Annotated in this window: 4 protein-coding genes; all 4 read left to right on the forward strand. The window is 40.3% G+C overall.

Translation table 11 applies throughout. From position 1 onward, the window contains the following. The first annotated feature begins 309 nt into the window (after nt 1-309). The 4 genes from QAI40_RS16815 to QAI40_RS16830 are packed head-to-tail and all read left to right on the forward strand — an operon-like array spanning nt 310 to nt 4,631. Nucleotides 310-975 carry a CBS and ACT domain-containing protein gene (locus QAI40_RS16815; protein WP_299983932.1) on the forward strand — a complete coding sequence of 222 codons (666 nt, stop codon included), beginning with the start codon at nt 310-312 and terminating at the stop codon, nt 973-975. A 12-nt stretch (nt 976-987) separates the two neighbouring features. Beyond that, nucleotides 988-1,506 carry a universal stress protein gene (locus QAI40_RS16820; RefSeq protein ID WP_304511896.1) on the forward strand — a complete coding sequence of 173 codons (519 nt, stop codon included), beginning with the start codon at nt 988-990 and terminating at the stop codon, nt 1,504-1,506. Nucleotides 1,507-1,508: 2 nt separating this feature from the next. Continuing rightward, nucleotides 1,509-2,441, forward strand: coding sequence for a universal stress protein (locus QAI40_RS16825; protein ID WP_299983936.1), 933 nt, complete (start codon nt 1,509-1,511; stop codon nt 2,439-2,441). Nucleotides 2,442-2,501: 60 nt separating this feature from the next. Further along, the gene (locus tag QAI40_RS16830; RefSeq protein ID WP_299983937.1) at nt 2,502-4,631 is read left to right on the forward strand and encodes a bifunctional acetate--CoA ligase family protein/GNAT family N-acetyltransferase; all 2,130 of its coding nucleotides are present in this window, start codon (nt 2,502-2,504) and stop codon (nt 4,629-4,631) included. Nucleotides 4,632-4,832: the final 201 nt, after the last annotated feature.

Here is a 4,832-nt window from a genome sequence, read left to right on the forward strand (position 1 = left end):
CTTTAATTCCTTGAGCGTTATACCGCTTTAATCAATTTCAAACAGCATGACACCCACATTTGTATCTGGCTATTTGACGCCATAATCAGTGTCAGTTTTTTTTACATGTTGCAAGAATATCGCATAAAATTTTTGAAAAACAGATTGTTTTTCTCATAAGCATAGAGTTCCAAATGCTTATAGACAAGAGACTTTAATCATTTTTACAGAATGGCACGGCAATTGCTGATACTTGGAGATAGGAGGAAAAGTTTTTGTTATTTATGTCCACCAAAACAAAGGATATGAAATATGTTGATAAAGGAATGGATGAGCAGAACTGTAATTACTTTGGAAAACGATAAATCCTTGAATGATGCGTTAAAATTATTTCAAACAAGAGTGATTTCCATGCTTCCTGTTTTAAAGGATGGGAAACTTGTTGGTATCGTAACTGACGGTGATATTAAAAAGGCATCTCCTTCAGATGCTACAACCTTGGATAAGTTTGAAATTACGTCTCTCATGGATACGGTTAAAATCGAATCCGTCATGTCAAAGCCGGTTGACACTATCCGGTCGGATCATACGGTTGACGAGGCTGCCGGAATCATGCTGAGTAAAAGCATATCCGGAATGCCGGTGATTGATACTGCAGGCAAAATCGAAGGTATCATCACCAAAAGCGATATTTTCAGGTGTTTTGTATCTTTTACAGGTGTTTCAAACAAAGGACAGATTTTTGCATTTAGCCTGCCGGACAAGCCCGGTATTATAAAAAATTTAAGTGATATGATTAGAAACAGCGGTGGTCGGCTGTGCAGCATCATGACGTCTTACGATGACATAGAAGAAGGGTTCAGAAAAGTATTTTTCCATACATTTGACATTGGACATGGCACCTTTGACAGCCTGGTCGAAAAATTCCATGGGGCAGGGGAACTGCTTTATGTGGCTGATCTGTCAAGGGGAATTAGGATGGTTTGTAAAAAATAAAGGAGAATTGTAATGAGTAAAATAAAAAAAATTTTAGCCTGTGTTGATCTTTCACAATATTCGTTGATGACACTTGAGTATGCTGTGGACCTTGCAAAGGGATCTCAGGCACAAATTATTATTTTCAATGTTATCAATCAGCGGGATATCAATGGAATTGACATGGTCGGTAGTTATTTTTCAAGTTATTTTTCAAGTTATTTTTCGGATGGAATCAATGTGGAAGACTATGTCAAGGAGGTGAAAAAAGAAAGGAGTGGAAAGATGAAAGCCCTGATCAAAGAAAATTTTTTTGATGAAAAATCCATGATGAGTATAAAAGTTGATACAGGTATTCCTTTTGAATGTATCCTGAAAGAAATCGAAACAGAGGATATCAATCTGGTTGTTATGGCAAATCAGGGCAGGGGAAACGTTTCAAGGGTTCTTTTTGGCAGTACTGCCGAAAAGGTCTTCCGACATTCCCCGGTTTCGGTCGTCAGTGTCAGGGATAAGACTATATTTAAAAGGAGACATAAAAAGGAGACATAAAAATGTCTGAAAATAAAAATAAAATCCTTGTGGCCCTCGACGGATCGGAAAAAGCATTTAAAACTATTAAATATCTTTGCAGTTTTAAACCGTTTCATAAAAAGGAACTTGTTTTGCATAATATCATTACCAAAGTTCCGGAGTGTTATTATGATCTTAAAAAAGAGCCTTTCAGCTATAAAGCGACTTCCCGGGTGAAAGCTTGGGAACTTGGATATAAAGCCGAAATAGAAAAATTCATGGAAAAATCAAAGAGGATGCTCATTGCCTCGGGATTTAAGCCGGAAGCTATCCGCATTACCATAGCCGAAAGAAATAAGGGAATTGCAAGAGATATCATGGATGAAGCCCAAAAAGGATATGATGCCCTTTTAATACGGAGAAGAGGTGGTATGCAATCACTGTTACCTCTTGCCATGGGAAGCGTTTCAACAAAACTGGTTGAAAAAACAGTCTGTCTCCCGGTTATGCTGGCAGGAATACAAAAGGTTAATCATTCTCTTTGTCTTGCCGTTGACGGGTCAGAAGGGGCAAAAAGGGCGATTGAGTTTGTCGGCAAAACAATTGAAAATTCAGATTGCAGGGTTGTTTTGTGCAGTGTTCTCAGGGATTACGAAGGGTATGATGAAAGGAAGAAGAAGGAAGTGGCAGTTGGCGGTATCGGGACAGCACTTGAAGAAATTGAAGCCGTCATTGAAGAAACTAGAAAACAGTTTGAGTCTGTGGGGATAAAAAGAGAAAAGATTGAGAATAAAATCATACAAGGGGCAAAAAGTCGGGCAAGTGCTATTATTGAAGCAGCCAGGGAAGAGAACTGCGATACCATTGTTTTTGGCAGAAAAGGAAGATCGGATGTGGCTCATTTTGACATCGGGCGAGTGCCCTGGAAGGTCATTCATGGTGCCAAAAAAATGACGGTTTGGATCATCCCTTGATCCCTTCCTCAATTGAATGCAGGAAAAAGATGATTCTCGGTGAAAAGAGGGAGCTAAAGTATGAGTGGATTCAATTTGCACAGACTGTTCAATCCGAAATCCGTGGCAGTGGTTGGGGCCAGTGAAAAAAGGGGATCTATTGGTTTCTCAATTATGAGAAACCTTTTAAAAAATGGCTTCAGGGGAGATATTTTCCCTGTTAATCCAAAGTATAAAAATATCATGGGCCTGTCTTCGGTTGCCAGTATTGAGGATATCGGATCTGATGTAGACACGGCAGTCATTGCAATATCCATACAGTTTGTTCCTCAAATTGTTGAATCCTGCGGCAGGGCAGGTTTGTCAGGCGTGGTTATCATATCTTCCAGCGGCAGGGAGACCGGAGAAAAAGGGCGAGCGATTGAAGCCAAAATTTTGGAAAAGGCCCGAAAATACAATCTGCGTATTATTGGCCCCAATTGTTTGGGGATTGTCAATACCTCAAAGGCGTTTAACGCAAGTGTTGCCCATTTATTCCCTTTGCCGGGGAAAACAGCCTTTCTTTCCCAGAGTGCCGATATCTGTACCTCTGTTTTAGACTTTGCTGATTGTGAAAAAATTGGGTTCAGCCATTTTGTCAACCTGGGTTCGATGATAGATGTTGATGTGGCAGATATGATCGATTATTGGGGTTCCTTGAATTCTGTGAAAACCATTGCCCTGTATATCGAGAAGATTACCAATATTCGAAATTTCATGAGTGCTGCACGATCGGTTTCTCGTGTGAAACCCATTATTGTATTGAAACCAGGCAGATCCAAAGCCAGTGTCGCTGCATTTTATGCTGGTGCTCCGGGGGGTGAAGATGCTGTTTTTGATGCAGCGTTTCGGCGGGCTGGAATTTTACGGGTTACTGAACTTGAAGAATTGTTGGATTGTTCCGAATTTCTGGCAAAACTGAATCGTCCTTCCGGCCCGGAGCTTAAGATTATAACCAATGTGGTTGATCCGGCCAGTATCGTTACCTATGATCTTCCGGAGCGGACGGCCAGGGGCTTTAAAAATCTTTATCAATATGGCCGTAATATTGAAACTTTATTGGAAATTCCTGTCCGAACAGACACAAAGCTTATCATCAATCGTTCCAAAGCTGAAAATATTATAAAAAAGGCCATTGCCGACGGCGCCCAGAGCCTTACGGAAATTCAAATCAAAAATTTGCTTTGGTCCTATGGAATTCCAGTCAATGTCCCTGATGTAGTAGAGTATGAACTGATGATTGGTGCAAAAACAGACCCCAATTTCGGGCCGATTATTTTTTTGGGGATGGGAGGTGTCCTGACCGAAGCATTCAGGAACACTTCAATGGGACTGCCGCCGCTGAATCGCCTTCTGGCAAGACAGATGATTGAAGATACTCAAATATCAAGGATGTTAAAGGGATCCAGAAATTTTGAGTTGGTCAGTATTCCTTTGCTGGGAGAACTATTGATAAGGACAAGCAGGCTGGTGACGGATTTCCCGGAAATCACGGCATTGGATATAAATCTCATAATGGTTAAAAATGGCAGTATAATGGCTGTGGATGGCAGCGTTCTTTTTTCTGTGCCCCGTGTTCCTTCTCCCATGCACTTAGTTATCAGTACCTATCCCTGGCAGTATGAAAAAAAAGAGTATACGGTAAATGGGCATGAATTTTTTATCCGACCTATTCGGCCCAGTGATGCTGATTTGCTGATAGATCATTTTTATTCACTTTCACCAAGAAGTGTTTATATGCGATTTTTTTCGCCTGTAAAAGAATTGTCTAAAATCACATTGATCAAATTGACGCAGATTGATTATGACAGGGAAATTGCGCTTGTTGCTTTGATGGGAAAAGGGCAGGATAAAAAAATAGTCGGGGTATGTCGTATTATACTTGAAGCGGATAAAACCCTGGGGGAATTTGCACTGGCAATCAGTGATGAATGGCAGGGCAAGGGAATCGGTTCATCGCTTCTCAAATTATGTCTTAAGGCCTCTCAGAGCAAGGGGGTAAAGCAGGTTGTGGGGGTTGTTCTGGCTGAAAATACCCAAATGCTGATGCTGGGCAAAAAATTGGGGTTTTCCGTGAAACGGCATCTGGATTCCGGGGAATATGACCTGATCATTGATTTCAAAGATATGCATATTGACTATAAAAGGGTGTTGAAACCATTCAAAATCTAGCAGAAATATAATATCCCTATTAAATTTCAACCAATTTTTCAATTTTTTTTCACTCATATCATTTGCTATTTCACCTGATTTTGTTTTTAGCCTTTTAAAATCTCATATTAGAGCGGCCCTTTTGTAATTCAGGCAATACCAGAACAGTCCGAACAGTTATCTCAGAAAAATTGTACCAAATATCTATGTTTTCAAATTCAA

Source organism: Desulfobacula sp. (assembly GCF_030611305.1).
Lineage (GTDB): Bacteria > Desulfobacterota > Desulfobacteria > Desulfobacterales > Desulfobacteraceae > Desulfobacula.

Excerpts from the sequence above, each read along its gene's own strand:
- QAI40_RS16815 (WP_299983932.1), top strand. The coding sequence starts at position 310 with ATGAGCAGAACTGTAATTACTTTGGAAAACGATAAATCCTTGAATGAT.
- QAI40_RS16820 (WP_304511896.1), top strand. The coding sequence starts at position 988 with ATGAGTAAAATAAAAAAAATTTTAGCCTGTGTTGATCTTTCACAATAT.
- QAI40_RS16825 (WP_299983936.1), top strand. The coding sequence starts at position 1,509 with ATGTCTGAAAATAAAAATAAAATCCTTGTGGCCCTCGACGGATCGGAA.
- QAI40_RS16830 (WP_299983937.1), top strand. The coding sequence starts at position 2,502 with ATGAGTGGATTCAATTTGCACAGACTGTTCAATCCGAAATCCGTGGCA.